Below are 15,990 nucleotides of genomic sequence, written 5' to 3'. Positions count from 1 at the left end.
CAGTGTCCCCCATGCCCCGGTCGCACTCACACGTCGGTGACGCGCAGCCCCGCGTGGGCCTTGTAGCGGCGGTTGACGGAGATCAGATTGGCGACCAGCGACTCGACCTGGTGGGCGTTGCGCAGCCGGCCGGCGAAGACTCCGCGCATCCCGGCGATCCGCCCCGCGAGCGCCTGCACGATCTCGACGTCCGCGCGCTCCTCGCCCAGCACCATCACATCGGTGTCGATCTCCTCGATCGCCGGGTCCTGGAGCAGCACCGCCGACAGATGGTGGAAGGCCGCGGCCACCCGGGATTCCGGCAGCAGGGCGGCGGCCTGCTCGGCGGCGCTGCCCTCCTCCGGCTTCAGGGCGTACGCGCCCTTCTTGTCGAAGCCGAGCGGGTTGACGCAGTCGACCACGAGTTTGCCGGTCAGCTCGGAGCGCAGCGACTCCAGGGTCTTGGCGTGCCCGTCCCACGGCACGGCCACGATCACCACGTCGCTGCGGCGTGCGCACTCGGCGTTCTCCACGCCCTCGACGCCGTGTCCGAGCTCTCCGGCCGCGGCCCGGGCCCGCTCGGCGGCACGGGAGCCGATGATCACTTTCTGGCCGGCCCTGGCCAGCCGGTAGGCGAGCCCGCGCCCCTGGTCACCGGTCCCGCCGAGGACGCCGACGACCAGGTCCGATACGTCGGGGAGGTCCCAGGGGTCCCTGGCGGCCGGCTGCTGTGCACTGTCGGTGGAAGTCATGGCCCGACCCTACTTGCTGGTACCCGGTACCCGTACGGATGAGGAGCGGCCAACAGCCCGCGCCGGGCGGCCCGGTGGGGCAGGATGCCGGGCCATGGATGCCGTACGGGTAGCGCTGCTCCGGGAAGTACTCGCCGGGACGGAGTGGCCGCGCGCCACCCGCCGGTTCGCCACCGCGCTGCGGTCGTCCGTGGTGCCGCACGGCGGAGGCCTGCTCCTGGTGGGGACCGAGCGGTACGAGCCGTGGCATCTGGCGGCCCATCTCGTGGACGAGGCCGCCTGGTCGGGGCTGCCCGAACTGGCACCCACGCTGGTACGGCACCGGGTCGGCGGCGGTGAGCCCGCGCATCTCTCCGTGGGACTCGGGAGGATCGAGGCGGCAGGGCGCGGCGAGACGCTGCTCGTCGTGGCGCCGGAGCTGCCGGGCGCGGGGCTTCTCGAACGGGTGCACGGGGCGCGGCGAGCGGGGGCCACCGTGCTGACGCTGGACGGCGGGGATCCGGAGGTGCACGGGCTCGCGCACGAGACGCTGACCGTGGCCGACGGCGACGAGGTGGATCTCGACACCGTGCAGCACCTGGTCAGCGCGGCCGCCGGCGAGAACAGCCTGCCCGCGCAGCGCGGGAAGCCACGCTTCCGTGACCGCCTGTCCCGCCTCGCCGACCAGCTGACCGCTCCCCCGCCGGGCCGCTGGTAATCCGGTTGGTCCGACGGCTCGTCCGCCTCCTCAGCCGGCTCGGCGTCGGTGACGTGATTCTCTGCGGCGCATGATGGAACACAACAAGCGGCGCAGTCGCGCCGCCGAACGCGATCAGTTGCCCCTCGCCAGGAGCAGCCGCAGAGGAGAGAGGTCATGACAGTTCCGGAGGGAAACCGGCCCAGGAGGGATGCCACCGCGCTCCGCCGGGCAGGCAGGACAACCCCCTCCTTGCGGCTGCTCCTCATTTCCGACACCCATGTGCCGGCCCGCGCCAAACGGTTGCCCTCCGAGTTACTGCACGAGGCGGAACAGGCCGACGTCGTCATCCACGCCGGAGACTGGGTCGACACCGCGACCCTCGACCTGCTGGAAGGACACGCACGACGGTTGATCGGTGTGTTCGGTAACAACGACGGCCCCGGGTTGCGTCGCCGGCTGCCCGAGGTGGCCCGCGCAGAGCTGGGAGGCCTGCGGTTCGGTGCTGTTCACGAGACTGGTCCCGCGCGGGGGCGGGAGACACGCTGTGCCGCACGCTTTCCCGACCTGGACGTCCTGGTCTTCGGACACAGTCACATCCCCTGGGACAGTCATGCGCCGGGTGGCCTGCGCCTGCTGAACCCGGGGTCACCCACGGACCGCAGGCGGGAGCCGTACTGCACGTACATGACTCTCCTCGTGGCAGACGGAGCCCTGGACGAGGTCACTTTGCACCGAGTACAGAGAAACCGAGTGCAGAGAAGCTGACCGCCCCACCGAGCCGCTGTTGATCCGGTTGCGGCCGGGGCGCGTGGCGAGCTCGCCGACGTGACCGGCCGGCACGAGGCCGGGCCGGGAAATCTGAGCCCCCGCTCAGGGAGCGGGGCGTCTACCTCGAGAGCGTGATGCCGCCCAGCCGGTGACGTTGCCGTTCGCGGCGGATACACAACTGAGCGGTCGCCGTGGAGTGCCTGATACACGGGTGAGGCCCGCCGGAGCACCGCCGGGTCCAGGATCAGTGGCCGGACGGGACGGCCGGGTGCTGTCCCTCCTCCGTACGAGCGCGCCGCGGCGATTGCCGGCGGCGGACGAAAGGGGAGAGACCCATGCGCAAGTGGATCAGTCCGAGGGCGGCCGCCGTCCTGACGACGGGGGTCGCCTTGACCGCGGCTGTGACGGCCGCCCAGCCGGCAGAGGCCATCGTGGGCGGCACCGAGTCGACCCACGCCTACTCATTCATGGGTTCGTTCCAGCCGGCCTATCCCATGCCGCCGCGCTCGGACGGACATGGCTGCGGGGTGGAGGTCCTCGCACCGCAGTGGGTGCTGACCGCGAGCCACTGCGCCGGCCGGAACCCGACCGGGGCGAAGGCGGGTGTCCCCCGTGGCTGGAAGGTCCGGGTCGGGTCGCTGGACACCACGTCCGGGGGCGAGGTCGCCGAGGTCGACCACTACTACCGGCTGGCGACCCCCAACGACGAGGGCGGGTTCTGGGGCCGGGACATGGCGTTGATGCACCTGCGCACCCCGGTCCGGGCCGAGCCCGTGCGGATTGCCTCGACCACGCCGGCGGACAACTCCTCCGTGCGCATCATGGGCTGGGGCATGACCTGCGACGACAACACCGATCCGGCGTGCTACCCGACGCGGCTCCGGGAGGCTGACACCGTGGTGCAGCCGATCTCGAAGTGCCCGTCATACACGAACGTCGGCGAGATGTGCGTCGGCAGCGCCGACGGCAGGATCGCCGCGTCGAACATGGATTCCGGTGGGCCCGCGCTGGTGCGCGAAGGCGGCAAGTGGGCGGTGGCCGGTGTGGTCAGCGGTCCCGACGAGAGCGGCAAGACGCTGTACACCGACGTCACCAGGCACGCCGACTGGATCAAGGGCATCATCAGCGGCACCCACGTGCCGCCCGACGACAAGATACCCAACGTGGAAGGCGCGGCGGACCTGGGCGACTGCGTGGGCTCGGTGGTGCGCGCCCCGTCCTCCCGACCGCAGGACCCGGCGCTGCTGCTGACCAACGGCCACTGTGTGCAGGGAAATCGGCCCGCGCCCGGAGCCGCGCTGGTGGACCAGCCGGCCGACCGCAAGGTGACGATCGCCGACCGCCAGGGCTACCCGCAGACCACCGCCCATGCGAAACGGCTGGTGTACGCGACGATGACCGGTACCGACGTCGCGCTCTACCGACTGGACCAGAGTTACGCGCAGTTGCAGGCCGAGGGCGCGAAGGTCTTCCGGCTCACCTCCACCCCCGTGCGCGCCGGTGATTCCCTGACCATGGCCTACACAGGCGGCCGCTTCAAGTGCACCGCCGGGGCCGTGCTCCCGCACCTGCGGGAGGGCGGCTACCAGCAGGACCATTCGATCCGCTATGCCACCAGCAAGGGCTGCACTCCCTACTACGGCTTTTCCGGTTCGGCGCTGCTGGCCCCCGACGGCTCCACGGTCGTGGGGATCCACAACACCCACAACGACGCCGGCGAGAAGTGCACCGACAACAACCCCTGCGAGGTGGGCTCGGACGGAACCGTGACCGCCGTACAGGGCCGTGGTTACGGCCAGCAGGTCTCCATGATCCCGTCCTGCCTGACCGAGGGGTCGAAGCTGGACCTGTCCCACCGGGGCTGCACGCTGTCCGGTGCCGCACCACGCTCCGACCACCACGGCGACGCCCCCAGTGAGGAGGAGCAGCGCAGCGGTCCTCCGGCACACCGACGCTGAGCGCGCCGGCCACACCGGCGGACACGGCCCCGCGCGGGCGTGCCGGGGCCAGGATTCGGCAGGGCGGGCGGGTTGGCGCATCATGGGCCCCCAGCACCCAACCACGTCCGATGGGAAGAGATGTCGGTTCCAGCCGCCGCCGGGGTGAGAGCCCCGGAGCCCGTGTCGATCCTGCTCGTCGAGGACGACGAGGTGATCCGCCGGTCGGTCACGATGGCGCTGGAGCGCTACGGCTACCGCGTCACCTCCGCCGGTGACGGGCTGACCGGTCTCGAACGGTTCCGAGAGGGCGGGCACGACCTGCTGTTGCTGGACGTCATGCTGCCGGAGCTCGACGGCATCGGGCTGTGCCGCCGGATCCGGGAAACCAGCACGAAGCCGATCCTCATCATGTCGGCTCGAGGGGGCACCCTGGAGGTCGTGTCCGGCCTGGAGGCGGGGGCCGACGACTACGTCGTCAAGCCGGTCGACACCGCGGTGCTGGTGGCCCGGATCCGCTCACTGCTGCGCCGTGCCACGTTCACACGGGCCGCGGCACCGGCGGAATCCACCACCGTGAGAGATGGGCCGACGGTTCCCCCGGTTCCCCCGCCGGACCCGTCGGCTCGCCTGGAGCAGAGCACTCCGCGCCCTCACCGCGCCCTGCTCGTCTTCGCTGACCTGGCCGTCGACACGGCCGGCCTGGAGGTGTTCCTCGCCGGTGAGCCGGTCGCACTGGCCCCGACCGAACTCCGGCTCCTGCTGGAGTTCGTCGCGTACCCGGGCATCGTCCTGGACCGGCAGACCCTTCTGCGCAACGTGTGGGACTACGACTGGGACGGCGACACCCGGGTGGTCGACCTGTGCGTGCAGCGGTTGCGGAAGAAGATCGGTGCCGGGCGCATCGAAACGGTCCGGGGCTTCGGTTACAAGCTGAGGGGCTGACATGGGAGTCCCAGGGGCCCTGTCCGACCCGGGAAACCGACGGACCCTGCTCAACCGGCACTCGCTGCGCTGGAAGATCGCGCTGCTGGTGGCAGCGGCGTGCTGCGGCATCGCGCTGACGGTCGGGCTGCTGGTGCACCACAGCACGTACGAGAGGTCCATGAACGACGGTGCGGCCAAGGCGTACGGCGCTCTGGACAGCGCGATCTCGGCGGAAAGCGGCGACGGAAGCGACAGCCTGGTACGCGCACCCGGGGAGATGCCGCCGGCTCTGGTGCGGACGGTCCGGGAACACGGCAGCGGCCACCTGTACGATGAGAGCGACGAGTACCGGCCGCGGATGTGGGCCGGCGCAGGGACGCCGGACGGACACATGGCGGCGGTCTCGATCGACATGATCCCCGACCAGCTCAGCCGCCGCTCCCTGGACCGGCACATGGAGAAGTACTCCCTGGCCGCGCTGGCCGTCATCGTCCCTCTCTCCGCCCTCGCCGCCGAGCTCCCCAACCGACGACTGCGGCGGGTGGCGCGCACCGCGCGGCGCATAGCCTCCGGCGACCTGGCCGCCAGAACCAAGGTGGGAGGCCGGGCGGGCGACGAGATCACCGCGATCTCGGACACCGTCGACTCGATGGCCGACAGCCTCCAGGACCGGTTGCGCGTCGAGCAGCGTTTCACCGCCGATGTCGCACACGAGCTGCGCACGCCGCTCATGGGGTTGGTCACCTCCGCCGAACTGCTTCCCGAGAGCGAGGCCACCGATCTCGTCCGGGACCGGGTCCGGGTGCTGCGCATCCTCGTCGAGGACCTGTTGGAGATCTCCCGACTCGACGCCGGCGTGGAACGCGCCGACCTGCGGCCCGTCGCGCTGACCGAGATGGTGCGGGGCTCGCTCCTCCGCAGCGGCCTCGACGCACGGCTCTCGCTCGGCGCCGCGCCCGCCGTGGTGGAGACTGATCCCCGCCGACTCGACCGGATCATCACCAATCTCGTCGTCAACTGCCACCGGCACGGCGCCGGCCCCGTCGAGGTCACCGTCGAGGGCGGAACCGTCATCATCCGCGACCACGGTTCCGGCTTTCCCGACCACCTCCTCGCCGAAGGACCACAGCGGTTCCGCACCGGAGCAGCTGACCGCGGCCGCGGACACGGCCTCGGGCTGACAGTCGCCTCGGGCCAGGCCCGGGTCATCGGCGCGTCACTGCTCTTCTCCAATGCCGCCGACGGCGGAGCCGTCGCCACGCTCCGGCTGCCTCAGGCGGACTGACATCACCGCACCGGTGCACGTCGGACCGGGCGGACCGACCTGTGCGGTCGGGTCCGTCCGGCCGGGGCGGTGGCCCCTGGACGGTCAGCCTTCCTCGTCGGTGGGGGTGGTCCTGTCGTCGTTCCACTTGGGGTCGGTGTCCCACTCCTCGTTGCGCTCGGCCACCTTCTCCATGGCGTGCGCCGCCTCCTCGCGGGTGGCGTAGGGGCCGAACCGGTTCTTACCCGGGCACTCGGGCCCGTCTTCGACCTTTTTGTGCTGGAGGCAGTAGTACCAGTCGCCCGGCTGCGCGGTCGTCCGCCTCTTGAACAAAGCCATGGCCGGTTCCTCTCTCATACACTCGCTGGCATGTCTGGCCAGTCACTGCTCGTACCAGGGGAGCTTTCTCCCACCCGTTCCGTACCCGGAAACATCCGGCGTCCCGAGTACGTGGGCAAGCCCGCGCCAACGCCGTACACCGGTCCGGAAGTCCAGGATGCCGACACCGTCGAGCGTATGCGCCTCGCGGGCCGTATCGCCGCGCAGGCTATGGCGGAGGCCGCCAAGCACATCGCGCCCGGTGTGACGACGGACGAACTCGACCGGGTCGCCCATGAGTTCATGTGCGACCATGGCGCCTATCCGTCGACTCTCGGCTACCGGGGGTTCAAGAAGTCTCTCTGCACCTCGGTCAACGAAGTCATCTGCCACGGGATTCCGGACTCCACCGTGCTCCGGGACGGCGACATCGTGAACCTCGACGTCACCGCGTACATCAACGGCGTGCACGGGGACAACAACGCCACCTACCTCTGCGGGGACGTCGACGAGGAGTCCCGGCTGCTGGTGGAGCGGACCCGGGAGTCGCTCAACCGTGCCATCAAGGCGGTGCGCCCCGGCCGCCAGATCAACATCATCGGGCGGGTCATCGAGTCGTACGCCAAGCGCTTCGGCTACGGCGTCGTCAAGGACTTCACCGGCCACGGCATCAGCACGTCGTTCCACTCCGGGCTGATCGTCCCGCACTACGACAGCCCGTACGCCACGGAGCTGATCCGGCCCGGCATGACGTTCACGATCGAGCCGATGCTCACCCTCGGCTCGTACGAGTACGACATGTGGGAGGACGGCTGGACCGTGGTGACCAAGGACCGTAAGCGGACCGCGCAGTTCGAGCACACGCTCGTGGTGACGGAGACCGGGGCGGAGATCCTTACGCTGCCCTGAGCCGGCTCGCGGGAGTTCACGCCGCCCCGCGCCCGCGCCCCCCGTACGCAGGGGCGCGCGAGCCGGTGAGGAGCCGGCGGGCGGCGTCCCAGCCCGCGTATCGGGCGGACGCCACGGCCGCCTCGTCGTCGCCGAGGACCCGCAGCCACGCGCCGCAGTCGTACGGCAGCACGCTGACCCCGTACGGCAGTCCCATGCCGTCGAGCGCGGCGTGCAGGGCGTCAGCCACCTCGGCAGCGGGCGACCGGCCGGTCACGACGAAGAGCGAGGCCAGCCGGGTGTGGCCGGAGAGCACCCCAGGGCCTGCCGCACCGGGCCGGCCGGGGCACAGCCGTATCGCGTCCAGGGCGAGCAGCCTGCCGTGCGGCCTGCGCACCTCCAGGTCGAGGCCGAGTACGTCGTATCCATGGCGGGCACCGGACCCCGGCCGTCCCGCCGCCACCGTCTCACCGATGACGACGGTGGCGGCGGGGTCCGCTGTGATCACGGTGCGCTGGTAGAGCCGGGCGCCGGGCAGCGGGAGCAGCGGGTCCGGCAGGTACTCCAGATACGCGTCGGGCCCCGCCGAGAGATTGACGAGGCGGGTGGCGTAGCCCCGCTCCATCGGCCGGATCTCGGTCGCTGCCCCCGTCGAGAGATGCACCTCGGTCTCGGCACCGCAGCAGACGTCGACGCGCTGGCGGTCGTCCTGGACCAGACCGCCCGTGACCGGAGCCAGCCGGACGAACGCCATCTGCGGCCGCAGCGGGTCCGGATACTGCGGCCGGCCTGTCCGCAGCGGCATTCTGCTGTACCGGCGGACCAGTTCGGTGCGTCCGCTGACCCGCTCGAACCCCATCTCGAGGAGACCGACCCGGGCGGACGGTCCGGCGGCGGACTCACCGGCGTCGGGGGCGTGCCGGGCGACCTCGGGCGGTACCCGGCCGGGGGTGTGGTGCGCGGCGCAGAGCCGCGACTCCCCCTTCGCGCGCCCCGTCCCCGACGTCTCGGGCATCTCGTCCGTGACAAGCGCCATGTCAGACCACCGCCCCGTTCCGGACACCCGGCAAAGAGAGTCCTGCGCGGCAGCGGGCCGCGCGCGACACTATGTCGTTCATGGTGATTCCTTCCGGTCTCTGGCGGCCGGGTGGGCCGGCAGGTCGTGCGCTGCGTGCTCACTCAGCCGGCGGACGCCTGTGCCGGCGCACGGCCGGGGCGCCCCGAGAGGGCTTCGGCCGCGGGTACGCAGCCGCCCAGATCGGCGAGTTCACGGCGGAGGGCCTCCGCCGTCACCTCCTCGACCACCGGGGCCGCCCCGCGCAGCAGCAGTTGCGTGGCGCTGTGGTCGGCCGCCCCCGTCCGCCGGGCCGCCCCGGCGAAGGCGGCGCAGAACGCGAACAGCTCTGCGGTTACCGCCTGTTGGCGCGGTACGCCCACACCGGCCTGGATGACGGCGGAGACCACCGCACGGTTACCGGGTGCCTCCCTGCGCGCGACCAGAGCGGCGAACTCCTCCACGGCCTCGCTGGGGAACACGGCACGGCCCAGGTCGAGCATCCGCCCGCCGGTCCGGGTCGCGGCCGCCCGCTCTTCCCGGCCGAGCTTGGCGGCGTGGAGCCGTTCGTCGATCTCGGCCACCTCACCCCAGCAGCCTTCCGTGGCGGCGGCATGGGCGAGGGCGAGGGCCGTCGCGTCGGTCGGGCCGACGGCTCGGCGCAGCAGGGTGTGGAGCAGAGGCCCCAGACCGGCCCGGTCCACCCGGTCCGGCCGGACCATGCAGTCCCATTCGTACGCGGGGTTGCACCCGCCGCCCGGGAACCCGGGGTCCGCCAGTTGCAGGCTGACCAGCAGGGAAGCGTGCGGTCCCGGGGCGGCCGGTTCTGCGGGCGTCACCGGATGCGGGGGCAGGGAGGGCAGCACGGCACACCGGGCCCGGGTTCGGCTCCGAGCGGACCATCGGCGCGTGGGACGAGCGGTGGCTCATCTCCGTACGGGTACACCGGCTGGCCGACCATGGTTGCCTCGTTTCAGCGGTTCGGGCAGATCACTGAGGGGAGTCGGGCACGGCGAGGGCCGCGCTTCCGACGCTACGAGAGCCCGGCGGAGCTGCCACTCCAGACGACCCGATGGAGTGAGCGGCGCCGCACCGGCGCGGGGCGGGGTCGCTGCGCGAAGCGGACGCCGCCTTCCAGGATCGGCCCGGCCCGGCGACGACCGGCCGTGATGCGGGGGCGACCGGACCGGCGGAATGAGACCTGAATCACAACACGGACGGGTATCGGTCAGGTAAGCCTCGGTTAAGTTAGGGCTGCCTCACTCGACCATTCACCCAGCGTGGAGCCCCTATGCGACCCGTCCGACTCTCCGTCGTCACCGCCGCCACGGCGGTGGCCGCTCTGACCGCCGTCACGGGCTGTGCCGAGAAGAGTGACGCCAAGGCGGGCAGCGGTGGCGTCGTCTCCGTCACCGCGAACGACTCCTCATGCAAGGTGTCCAAGGCCGAATTCCCGGCCGGGCACGTGCAGTTCGCCCTGGAGAACAAGGGCTCCAAGGTCACCGAGGTCTATCTGCTCTTCCCGGACGACCGCATCGTCGCGGAGCGCGAGAACATCGGCCCCGGCCTGAAGCAGAACCTGACCGCCGAGGTGAAGGCCGGTTCGTACGAGATCGCCTGCAAGCCCGGGATGAAGGGCAACGGCATCCGGCAGAAGGTCACCGCCACCGGAGGCGAAGCCGTCAAGCGCGACCCGAAGCTGGACGCCGCGGTCGCCGCTTACCGCAAGTACGTGCAGGAGCAGGCCGACGAGACGCTGCCGAAGGTGAAGGTCTTCACGGACGCCGTCCGCCGGGGCGACCTGGCGGCGGCCAAGAAGGCGTACGCCCCCTCGCGTATCGGCTGGGAGCGCACCGAGCCGGTCGCCGAGTCGTTCGGCGACATCGACCCGAAGACCGACACCCGCGCGGACGGCCTGGAGAAGGGCCAGAAGTGGACCGGCTGGCACCGCTTGGAGAAGGCGCTCTGGCACGACAAGAGGACCGGCGCCACCGAGAAGTCCCTCGCGACCGAGCTGGACACCGATCTGGCCGACTGGCAGAAGCGCGTGGGCACGGCAGCGATCACCCCGACCTCGATGGCCAACGGCGCCAAGGAGCTGCTCGACGAGGTCGCCACCGGGAAGATCACCGGTGAGGAGGACCGCTTCAGCCACACCGACCTGGTCGACTTCAAGGCGAACGTCGAGGGCGCGCAGCAGGCGTACGAGCTGCTGAAGCCGGTCGCGTCGGAGAACCAGCCGGCCCTGACCAAGGAGCTGGACCGGCAGTTCACCGCACTGAACTCGCTGCTCGACCAGTATCGCAACGACAAGGCCTCGTACGACTTCACCTCGTACGACAAGGTCTCGGAGGCGGACCGCAAGAAGCTGTCGGACGCCGTCAACGCCCTGGCCGAGCCGCTGTCGAAGCTCGCAGCGGCCGTGGTCACCAAGTAGATGCCCAACACGGAGAAGACGGCCGGACAGCAGACCGCCGGACAGCAGAGCACCGGGCAGCAGAGTCAGGAGTGCGGAATGGCAGACGAGACCAGCGTTCCTTCCCCTTCCAGACGTTCCCTGATCGGCTGGGGCGGTGCCGGACTCGCGATCGGGGCGGTGGCCGCGGGTGGCGCGGTCGCCGCGCTGCGCACCGGCGGCGACAGCGCGCCGGTGGCGGAGTCCGGCGCGGCCGTGCCGTTCCACGGCGCGCACCAGGCCGGTATCGCCACCGCGGTCCAGGACCGGCTGCACTTCGCGTCGTTCGACGTGACGACCAGCGACCGGGCCGAGCTGATCCAGCTGCTCAAGGACTGGACGGCGGCGGCCGCCCTGATGACGCAGGGGCACACCGTGGGCGACGGGGCGTACGGCGGTCTCCCCGAGGCCCCGCCGGACGACACCGGCGAGGCGCTCGGACTGAAGCCGTCCCGGCTGACGCTGACGGTGGGCTTCGGCCCCGAGCTCTTCGAGAAGGGGCGGTTCGGCCTGGAGGGCAGGCGCCCCGAAGCGCTGGTCGATCTGCCGGAGTTCCCCGGTGACAACCTCGAAGCGGCGCGCAGCGGCGGTGACTTGTGCATCCAGGCGTGCGCGGACGACCCCCAGGTCGCGGTGCACGCGATCCGCAACCTGGCCAGGATCGGCTTCGGGAAGATCGCGATCCGCTGGTCGCAGCTGGGCTTCGGCAAGACCTCGTCGACCACCCCCGACGCGCAGACCCCGCGCAACATGATGGGCTTCAAGGACGGCACCCGGAACATCTCGGGCACCGACACGGCCGCGCTGAAGCAGCATGTGTGGGCGGCGGAGAAGGACGGGGCGGCCTGGATGACCGGCGGCTCCTATCTGGTGGCCCGCCGCATCCGGATGCACATCGAGACCTGGGACCGCGCCTCGCTGCAGGAGCAGGAGGACGTCTTCGGCCGCGACAAGGGCGAGGGCGCGCCGGTGGGCAAGGCCAAGGAGCGCGACGAGCCGTTCCTGAAGGCGATGCTGCCGACGTCGCACGTGCGTCTCGCCCATCCGGACAGCAACCACGGGATCCGGATCCTGCGCCGCGGCTACTCCTTCACCGATGGCACGGACGGTCTGGGACGGCTGGACGCGGGGCTGTTCTTCCTCGCGTACCAGAAGGACACCCGGCAGGGGTTCATCCCGCTCCAGCGCGGTCTGGCCCGCCATGACGCGCTCAACGAGTACATCCAGCACGTGGGTTCGGCGCACTTCGCCGTCCCGCCGGGTGTCCGTGACAAGAGCGACTGGTGGGGCCGTGCGCTCTTCACCTGAACCTGACTCCCCTCTTTTTCCGTCGTTCTCGTAATCCGGTTCCTGCAACCAGAAAGGACCCGACGTGTTCGGCAACTATCTGATCGGTCTGCGCGAGGGGCTCGAAGCGAGCCTGGTCGTGTGCATCCTCATCGCCTATCTGGTCAAGACCGGGCGGCGTGACGCGCTGCGCCCGGTATGGATCGGTATCTCCACCGCGGTCCTGGTGGCGCTCGCCTTCGGCTTCGCGCTCGAATTCGGCTCGCAGGAGCTGACGTTCAAGGCCCAGGAGGCGCTCGGCGGTTCACTGTCGATCGTGGCCGTGGTCCTGGTGACCTGGATGGTCTTCTGGATGCGGCGCACCGCCCGGCATCTCAGGACCGAACTCCACGGCAAGCTCGACACCGCGCTGCAGATGGGGACGGGCGCGCTGGTCGCGACGGCGTTCCTGGCCGTGGGCCGGGAGGGCCTGGAGACCGCCCTGTTCATCTGGTCCTCGGTGCACACCTCGACCAACGGCGCCCAGGGGCCGATGATCGGCGCCCTGCTCGGCATCCTCAGCGCCGTCGTGCTCGGGTGGCTGTTCTACCGGGGCGCGGTCCGTATCAACCTGTCGAAGTTCTTCACCTGGACCGGCGGGATGCTGGTGGTCGTGGCGGCGGGTGTGCTGGCGTACGGCTTCCACGACCTGCAGGAGGCCGGTTTCGTCCCCGGTCTGCAGAGCCTGGCGTTCGACATCAGCTCGGCCGTCCCGCCGGACAGCTGGTTCGGGACGCTCCTGAAGGGCGTGTTCAACTTCCAGCCCGACCCGACCGTGCTCCAGGCAACGGTATGGGCGCTGTACCTGGTCCCCACGCTCGTGTTCTTCTTCGCCCCGGTAGGGTTCACCACGTCCTCGAAGGCAGCGGGATCGCAGGAGCAGAAGGCAACTCATGGGCAGGCTGGGGCGGCTGACGGCGGGGCTCGCGACGACGGCGGCGATGTCGCTGACGGCGAGCGGGTGCATGACGGTGCACGGCGAGCTGGAGGTCGTACCGTCGGCGACGAAGGCTGAGGCGGCACAGGCGCTCGCCGCTTTCACCATCGCGTACAACAAGGCGGACAAGGCGTACGACCCGGCTCTCGACGAGGGCCGGGTCACCGGTCCGCTGGGGGCCATCAACCAGGCGGGGCTGAAGGCGCGGCACGTCACCACTCCGGCCGGCAACGCGCAGCACTCGGATCTGAGGCTCACCGACGCGAAGTTCGTCATCCCGAAGAAAGCCGGGTGGCCGCGGTGGTTCGTCGCCGACACGGACTCCAACCGGGACCAGGACGGCGGCGGCAGGCTGGACACCCGCTGGCTGGTGGTGTTCGTACGGGACGCGGCAGCCCAGCCGTGGAAGGCCGCCTATCTCTCGGTCCTCCGCCCGTCGGCGGTCCCCGACTTCGTCACGGACAAGGACGGCTGGGCGCGGCCCGCCGAACCGGCCGACCCCTCGCTGGCGGTGGCTCCGGAGAAGCTCAGCGGCGAGTACGCCGGGTATCTGAAGAACGGCAGCCCGGACCACTTCGCCCCCGGCAACGACACAACTGTCTGGCGCGAAGCGCGGGCGAAGAACGCGAATCTGCCGGGGCTCTCCACGCAGTACGTCGACCGGTCGCTCACCGACGGCGACTACCGGCCACTGGGGCTGGCCATCCGGGGCGGCGGGGCGCTGGTCTTCTTCTCCACCCGGCACTACGAGCAGCAGACGGCCGCGAAGGGTCTGCATCTGGCGGTGCCCGCGGATGTGAAGGCACTGATGACCGGTGACGCGAGGAGCACCATCACCAAGGAGCGCGTCTCCAGCCAGGTGGCGCTGGTTCCGGCGAGGGGACAGGTCACGATCCTCAACCGGCTGGCCGGGCTGACGGCGGCGAAGGGCTCGTAACCTCGGGCACTTTCAGCGGGACCGGCGTGTGCACGGGTCCCGCGCCTTTGCGGGCCGGTCACCTTTACGGGCCGGGCACTTTGAGCGGGCCGGCCCGCCTCGCAGCGGGCCGGGCGTGGGGCGGATCAGCGGCCGAGTGGCCACGCCACCGCGTGAGCGTCCTGGTCTCCGTCGGCATGGCGCGCGCAGGCGTCGGTGAGCGTCTCGAGCAAGGTCAGCGGGTCGGGCAGCGGATGTTCGAGCCCGCGCACCCAGTCCACGCTCGCCTCACCGGGCAGCCGGGCGGGCGGTACGAGTACATAGCTGCCGCGGCAGTGCCAGCGCAGCCCCGGGTGCTCGTCCATCGTCTCCGGGTGGCAGTCCAGCTCGCACGGCCACCACTCGTCCTCGTCCTCGGGCGTACCCCGGGTGGCGGTGAAGAAGAGCATCCGGTCGATGCCCGACTGGGCGACGGGTCCCACCTGGATCCCCTCGGCGAGCAGCCGCTCCAGCGCGCTGCGCCCCGCGTCGAGCGGCACGTCGAGGACGTCGAGGACCATGCCGGTCGCGGTGATGAAGTTGGCCTCGGGCTGGTTGCGGACCCAGCGCTCGACCTGGGCGCGGTCGGTCGTGGACTGCGTCTGCCAGGCAAAGGAGAGGGGGTGCCTTGCGGGGGTGGGACAGCCGACCCGGTCGCAGGAGCACCGGTACCCGACGGGGTGGGCGGCAGGCGAGAGGGGCAGCCCGGCTTCGGCGGCGGCGACCAGGAGCTTCTCGCGGACGAGGTTGTCGTCAGGGGACTGTCTGGGGCGGCGGCGCAGCCACTGGGTCATCCTGCTCGCCGGGCCACGGTCTCGGCCGAACTCTGTTCCCATCTATCCCCTCACCTCACCGCTGCCGCTGCATGGTCCACGGACCCTCCATGCTGCCACCATCCTGCGCCCCGGGTGACCACACTTACCGGCCGGGGTGGTTCAGCCACCGTCCGGACGGGCCCCGATACCGCGGAGCACCTGGTCCACACAGGTGTCGGCGAAGGCGTGGGTGAGCGGCCCGGTGCGCTGGAGCCATCGGTGGGTGAGCGGCCCGACCAGCATCTCCACGGCGATCCGGATATCCACGTCCGCGCCGACCTGTCCGGCCGCGACGGCGGACCGCAGCCGTTCCTCGTACAGCCCGAGGGCCGGTTCGAGCAGCTCGCGGGTGAAGCGCCTGCCGAGTTCCGGATCGGTGGACCCGGCCGCTGTGAGGGCGCGGGCGGGCGCCTCGTACTTCTCGTCGTTGAACTGGTCGACGGTGAGCCGCAGCACATGCTTGAGGTCGGCGGCGATGTCGCCGGTGTCGGGGAAGCCGCTCCAGTCACCCTCGGTCTCGGCGTCCCCGGCGAGGGCGAGGGACGCGTCGAGCAGGACGGCCGCCTTCGAAGGCCACCAGCGGTAGATCGTCTGCTTCCCCACTCCGGCCCGGGCGGCGATGGCCTCGATGGTCAGCTTGTTGTAACCGACCTCGCCGACCAGGGCGAGGGCCGCGTCGAGGATGGCACGCCGTGAGCGTTCGCTGCGGCGGCTGGCGTCCGGCGCCCTGGCGGGCCGCCCGGAGGGCTGGGTTCCGGGCTGCCGCGCGCCGGGCTGGTGTCCGGCGGGCGGCTTCGCTGCGGGGGACGGGGAGTCGGCCATGGAGGGGAATCTAACATCGGCGGATCCGATACGTATCGTCTCGGTATCCGCGTGATGTGGGGCTTCCGTACCGATGGTGCGCGGCCCGGCGGGGTTGGCTCGGCGGGTGCTACC

At 71.0% G+C, this 15,990-nt stretch carries 16 protein-coding genes; 10 read left to right on the top strand and 6 right to left on the bottom strand.

The window, feature by feature from the left end; genetic code table 11:
• Nucleotides 1–26 precede the first annotated feature (26 nt).
• Nucleotides 27–731, bottom strand: a complete 705-nt coding sequence (gene npdG / locus OG452_RS26080; protein ID WP_327297995.1) for an NADPH-dependent F420 reductase — start codon at nucleotides 729–731, stop codon at nucleotides 27–29.
• Nucleotides 732–825: 94 nt separating this feature from the next.
• On the opposite strand from npdG, the gene OG452_RS26075 reads away from it, so the two are divergent.
• The 5 genes from OG452_RS26075 (at nucleotide 826) to OG452_RS26055 (ending at nucleotide 6,327) form a co-directional block, all read left to right on the top strand.
• On the top strand, nucleotides 826–1,428 hold the full coding sequence (locus OG452_RS26075; protein WP_327297994.1) for a hypothetical protein: 603 nt from the start codon (nucleotides 826–828) through the stop codon (nucleotides 1,426–1,428).
• A 231-nt stretch (nucleotides 1,429–1,659) separates the two neighbouring features.
• Entirely contained in the window at nucleotides 1,660–2,175 is a 516-nt protein-coding gene (locus OG452_RS26070; RefSeq protein WP_327299786.1) for a metallophosphoesterase family protein, read from the top strand.
• Between the two features lie 338 nt (nucleotides 2,176–2,513).
• Nucleotides 2,514–4,136, top strand: a complete 1,623-nt coding sequence (locus tag OG452_RS26065; RefSeq protein ID WP_327297993.1) for a trypsin-like serine protease — start codon at nucleotides 2,514–2,516, stop codon at nucleotides 4,134–4,136.
• A 120-nt stretch (nucleotides 4,137–4,256) separates the two neighbouring features.
• The gene (locus OG452_RS26060; protein ID WP_327297992.1) at nucleotides 4,257–5,060 is read left to right on the top strand and encodes a response regulator transcription factor; all 804 of its coding nucleotides are present in this window, start codon (nucleotides 4,257–4,259) and stop codon (nucleotides 5,058–5,060) included.
• Nucleotide 5,061: 1 nt separating this feature from the next.
• Complete coding sequence (locus tag OG452_RS26055) at nucleotides 5,062–6,327, top strand: HAMP domain-containing sensor histidine kinase (protein WP_327297991.1); 1,266 nt, start codon at nucleotides 5,062–5,064, stop codon at nucleotides 6,325–6,327.
• A gap of 84 nt (nucleotides 6,328–6,411) precedes the next feature.
• Here OG452_RS26055 and OG452_RS26050 read toward each other — a convergent pair whose 3' ends face one another.
• Nucleotides 6,412–6,645: a hypothetical protein gene (locus OG452_RS26050; protein WP_327297990.1), complete on the bottom strand. Its 234-nt coding sequence runs from the start codon at nucleotides 6,643–6,645 to the stop codon at nucleotides 6,412–6,414.
• A gap of 30 nt (nucleotides 6,646–6,675) precedes the next feature.
• Between OG452_RS26050 and map the strand changes: the two genes are divergently transcribed.
• A complete protein-coding gene (map, locus tag OG452_RS26045; protein ID WP_327297989.1) occupies nucleotides 6,676–7,533 on the top strand; it encodes a type I methionyl aminopeptidase in 858 nt (285 codons plus the stop codon).
• Nucleotides 7,534–7,549: 16 nt separating this feature from the next.
• Here map and OG452_RS26040 read toward each other — a convergent pair whose 3' ends face one another.
• On the bottom strand, nucleotides 7,550–8,548 hold the full coding sequence (locus tag OG452_RS26040) for an urease accessory protein UreD (protein ID WP_327297988.1): 999 nt from the start codon (nucleotides 8,546–8,548) through the stop codon (nucleotides 7,550–7,552).
• Between the two features lie 143 nt (nucleotides 8,549–8,691).
• Complete coding sequence (locus tag OG452_RS26035; RefSeq protein WP_327297987.1) at nucleotides 8,692–9,405, bottom strand: urease accessory protein UreF; 714 nt, start codon at nucleotides 9,403–9,405, stop codon at nucleotides 8,692–8,694.
• A 452-nt stretch (nucleotides 9,406–9,857) separates the two neighbouring features.
• Between OG452_RS26035 and efeO the strand changes: the two genes are divergently transcribed.
• The 4 genes from efeO (at nucleotide 9,858) to OG452_RS26015 (ending at nucleotide 14,221) form a co-directional block, all read left to right on the top strand.
• On the top strand, nucleotides 9,858–11,003 hold the full coding sequence (efeO, locus tag OG452_RS26030; protein ID WP_327297986.1) for an iron uptake system protein EfeO: 1,146 nt from the start codon (nucleotides 9,858–9,860) through the stop codon (nucleotides 11,001–11,003).
• A gap of 78 nt (nucleotides 11,004–11,081) precedes the next feature.
• A complete protein-coding gene (efeB, locus tag OG452_RS26025) occupies nucleotides 11,082–12,329 on the top strand; it encodes an iron uptake transporter deferrochelatase/peroxidase subunit (RefSeq protein ID WP_327297985.1) in 1,248 nt (415 codons plus the stop codon).
• Nucleotides 12,330–12,393: 64 nt separating this feature from the next.
• Nucleotides 12,394–13,362 carry an iron uptake transporter permease EfeU gene (gene efeU / locus OG452_RS26020; protein WP_327297984.1) on the top strand — a complete coding sequence of 323 codons (969 nt, stop codon included), beginning with the start codon at nucleotides 12,394–12,396 and terminating at the stop codon, nucleotides 13,360–13,362.
• Entirely contained in the window at nucleotides 13,250–14,221 is a 972-nt protein-coding gene (locus OG452_RS26015; protein ID WP_405565316.1) for a hypothetical protein, read from the top strand. Before efeU ends, OG452_RS26015 begins: the two co-directional genes overlap by 113 nt.
• A 125-nt stretch (nucleotides 14,222–14,346) precedes the next feature.
• On the opposite strand, the gene OG452_RS26010 is transcribed toward OG452_RS26015, so the two are convergent.
• Together OG452_RS26010 and OG452_RS26005 are read right to left on the bottom strand one after the other, a co-directional pair.
• Nucleotides 14,347–15,075, bottom strand: coding sequence for a bifunctional DNA primase/polymerase (locus OG452_RS26010; RefSeq protein ID WP_327297983.1), 729 nt, complete (start codon nucleotides 15,073–15,075; stop codon nucleotides 14,347–14,349).
• Between the two features lie 99 nt (nucleotides 15,076–15,174).
• The gene (locus OG452_RS26005; protein ID WP_327297982.1) at nucleotides 15,175–15,876 is read right to left on the bottom strand and encodes a TetR/AcrR family transcriptional regulator; all 702 of its coding nucleotides are present in this window, start codon (nucleotides 15,874–15,876) and stop codon (nucleotides 15,175–15,177) included.
• Between the last annotated feature and the right edge of the window lie 114 nt (nucleotides 15,877–15,990).

Source organism: Streptomyces sp. NBC_01197 (genome assembly GCF_036010505.1).
Taxonomy (GTDB): Bacteria; Actinomycetota; Actinomycetes; order Streptomycetales; family Streptomycetaceae; genus Streptomyces.
The sequence above is the reverse complement of the archived record's forward strand: the minus strand, read 5'-3'. Positions and strand labels throughout refer to the sequence as shown.

Excerpts from the sequence above, each read along its gene's own strand:
- npdG (WP_327297995.1), bottom strand. The coding sequence starts at position 731 with ATGACTTCCACCGACAGTGCACAGCAGCCGGCCGCCAGGGACCCCTGG.
- OG452_RS26075 (WP_327297994.1), top strand. The coding sequence starts at position 826 with ATGGATGCCGTACGGGTAGCGCTGCTCCGGGAAGTACTCGCCGGGACG.
- OG452_RS26065 (WP_327297993.1), top strand. The coding sequence starts at position 2,514 with ATGCGCAAGTGGATCAGTCCGAGGGCGGCCGCCGTCCTGACGACGGGG.
- OG452_RS26060 (WP_327297992.1), top strand. The coding sequence starts at position 4,257 with ATGTCGGTTCCAGCCGCCGCCGGGGTGAGAGCCCCGGAGCCCGTGTCG.
- OG452_RS26055 (WP_327297991.1), top strand. The coding sequence starts at position 5,062 with ATGGGAGTCCCAGGGGCCCTGTCCGACCCGGGAAACCGACGGACCCTG.
- OG452_RS26050 (WP_327297990.1), bottom strand. The coding sequence starts at position 6,645 with ATGGCTTTGTTCAAGAGGCGGACGACCGCGCAGCCGGGCGACTGGTAC.
- map (WP_327297989.1), top strand. The coding sequence starts at position 6,676 with ATGTCTGGCCAGTCACTGCTCGTACCAGGGGAGCTTTCTCCCACCCGT.
- OG452_RS26040 (WP_327297988.1), bottom strand. The coding sequence starts at position 8,548 with ATGGCGCTTGTCACGGACGAGATGCCCGAGACGTCGGGGACGGGGCGC.
- efeO (WP_327297986.1), top strand. The coding sequence starts at position 9,858 with ATGCGACCCGTCCGACTCTCCGTCGTCACCGCCGCCACGGCGGTGGCC.
- efeB (WP_327297985.1), top strand. The coding sequence starts at position 11,082 with ATGGCAGACGAGACCAGCGTTCCTTCCCCTTCCAGACGTTCCCTGATC.
- OG452_RS26010 (WP_327297983.1), bottom strand. The coding sequence starts at position 15,075 with ATGGGAACAGAGTTCGGCCGAGACCGTGGCCCGGCGAGCAGGATGACC.
- OG452_RS26005 (WP_327297982.1), bottom strand. The coding sequence starts at position 15,876 with ATGGCCGACTCCCCGTCCCCCGCAGCGAAGCCGCCCGCCGGACACCAG.